A 1,914-nucleotide genomic window follows, 5' to 3' on the forward strand; every position below is an offset into this window, starting at 1 on the left:
GGCCGCCATCGCCGCCTCGCTGGTGGTCGGCCTCGTCGCCGGCCGCATGGTCCTGCCCGAGCAGGGGCCCCTGGTCAGCGCCAACGGCGATCTGGTCGCCCGAGGCCAGCTCGCCAGCGCGCTCTCCACGCAACTCGCCGCCCAACCGGGCGTGGTGAAGGTTGGCCTCACGCTCAAGACCGCCGACGGCCGCTACTGCCGCACCTTCCAGAGCGCCACAGACCGCCTCGCGGGCCTGGCCTGCCGTCAGGACGGCCGCTGGGTGGCCCGCACGGTCACCGCCTGGACGCCCGCAGCCCAAGGCGCCTACCGCACCGCCGGCGCCGACACCCCGCCCGAGGTGCTGGCGGCGGTCGACGCCCTGGCCGGCCAGCCCCTCGACGCCACGGCCGAGCGCGTGGCGCGGGACAAGGGGTGGCGTTAAGACCCCAAGAGAAGTCGCCGCGCCTGGGTCATGGCGTGGATGTTGAGGTCTGGGTGGCGGCGGTCGCCCACTCGTAGCGAGATGTCCAGCCGCGCGGACATTGCTATCTCCGCGTGTATTCACACAGAAATGCCGAAAATTATATTCGGAGAGCGGCTCGGGTCGATCGGAACGATGTCCGGCCCCCTAAGCGCTGCTCTACCGAAGCAAATCGGACTGCAAACCTCGGCTTTGTGCAGAGATTTTTCTGTCTTCGTGCTCCAGAGAAGCCAAGGCGTCGCCAAGTAAATCGGTATTCGCTCCTTACTTATGTTAGGTTGGCGCGTTAAAACTTTCGACCCGGAAATGTTTTCGCCTTGGAAACTTCGGGATTTCAGATCGGCGAGCCAGTGGCTGCCCCCATTTCATCCAAAAAAGAAGACGCCGCGCTGAGCCTCACCTTGGCCGTGGTGACCGCGTCGCATGGACCTCTGCTGCTGCTCGATCGGAGCCTCAACATCCTCGCGGCGAGCAGATCATTCTGCAGCGCATTCGATCTCGACCGCGCCTGTCATCTCGAGGGATCGGTCTTCGCCCTGGGTCAGGGCGAATGGAATGTGCCCCAGTTGCGCACCCTGCTCACCGCCACGGCGGAGGGCGATCCGCCGATCGAGGCCTATGAATTCGATCTCAAACGGCCCGGGGTCGAAAACCGCCGTCTCGCCGTCAACGCCCAGTTGCTGTCCTATCTCGATCTCGATCAAAGGCGCATTCTCGTCGCCGTCGCCGACGTGACCGACGCGCGGGCGAGCGAGAAGGCCAGGGACAAATTGCGCAGTGACAACGAGCTCCTTCTGAAGGAGGTCCGCCATCGCGTGGCCAACAGCCTGCAAATCGTCGCCAGCGTGCTGCTGCAGGGCGCGCGTCGCGCCCAGTCGGAGGAGGCCCGCGGCCACCTGCGCGACGCCCACCACCGGGTGATGTCGGTCGCCACCCTGGAGCGCCAGCTCTCGCCAACCGCCTCGGACGACATGCCGATCGGCGTCTATCTGACCAAGCTCTGCGCCAGCATCGGCGACTCCATGATCCCCGAGGTTGGCCGCATCGTCCTGACCGTCGAGGCCGACGACGCCTTGGTCGCGGCGAACCGCTCGGTCAGCCTGGGGCTGATCACGACGGAGCTGGTGATCAATTCGCTGAGGCACGGATTCCCGAGCGGGCAGGCGGGCAAGATCACCGTGACCTACCGTACCCAGAGCGAGGCCTGGACGCTCGAGGTCGCCGACACCGGCGTCGGCATGGGGCCCCAGTCGGCTCCGGCGCATGCCGGGCTCGGCACCAGTATTGTCCAGGCGCTCGCCAGGCAGCTCGAGGCGACGGTGGAGACCCACGACGCCCGGCCCGGGCTGCGGGTGGCCGTGTCTCACCGCGTCGTGGCGGGGAGCGCGGCGGAGCCCGCCGTGGCCGCGGTCTGAGGCGGCCCTAGTTCCCAGGATCCCGGGCGCTCCGGA

Annotated in this window: 1 protein-coding gene and 1 pseudogene; both read left to right on the forward strand. The window is 67.3% G+C overall.

What is annotated here, in order from left to right:
- Window positions 1–424, forward strand: a pseudogene (locus VGT80_RS09100) (anti-sigma factor); the annotation flags it as partial.
- Window positions 425–780: 356 nt separating this feature from the next.
- Window positions 781–1,878: a sensor histidine kinase gene (locus tag VGT80_RS09105; RefSeq protein ID WP_327454994.1), complete on the forward strand. Its 1,098-nt coding sequence runs from the start codon at window positions 781–783 to the stop codon at window positions 1,876–1,878.
- Window positions 1,879–1,914: the final 36 nt, after the last annotated feature.

This window comes from Phenylobacterium sp., assembly GCF_035944335.1.
Taxonomy (GTDB): Bacteria; Pseudomonadota; Alphaproteobacteria; order Caulobacterales; family Caulobacteraceae; genus Phenylobacterium.